The sequence below is a fragment of the Anaerotignum faecicola genome, assembly GCA_024460105.1.
Lineage (GTDB): Bacteria > Bacillota > Clostridia > Lachnospirales > Anaerotignaceae > JANFXS01.
The window spans coordinates 1-437 of the sequence record JANFXS010000330.1; the positions used below are offsets into that span (position 1 = coordinate 1).

Annotated in this window: 1 protein-coding gene; it reads left to right on the forward strand. The window is 38.4% G+C overall.

Going from position 1 to position 437, the window contains the following annotated elements:
- Nucleotides 1–173: 173 nt before the first annotated feature.
- The coding region (locus NE664_14225) for a response regulator (GenBank protein ID MCQ4727792.1) at nucleotides 174–437 on the forward strand (264 nt) is incomplete at its 3' end.

Here is a 437-nt window from a genome sequence, read left to right on the forward strand (position 1 = left end):
CGGAAATTAATCAGCCGGGGATTTCTGGTAAGGGCGAAAACCGGGGAATCGGGTTAGCTAATGCTACAGAGCTTTTGGAAAAGTATTCAAATGTTATCTGGGATACCAATTTTAAAGAACCATTTTTTACACAGTGCCTGACAATAGAGAATCCTGGTTGATGAGGGAAAACTATGATAAATATTTACTTGTGTGAGGATGATGATGTACAACTGAAGCGTTGGAAGGATATTATTAAAAAGTATTTGATGATGCATGATATGGATATGGAATTGTATTGTTGGACAACACAACCTGAAGAGCTTCTGAGACATTTAGAAATGGCTGATTCTGTGGGCCTTTATTTCCTTGATATTGATTTGAAAGCAGAGATGGACGGACTGAAGCTTGCTCGAAAGATACGCGTCTATGATCCCCGTGGTTATCTTGTATTTTTT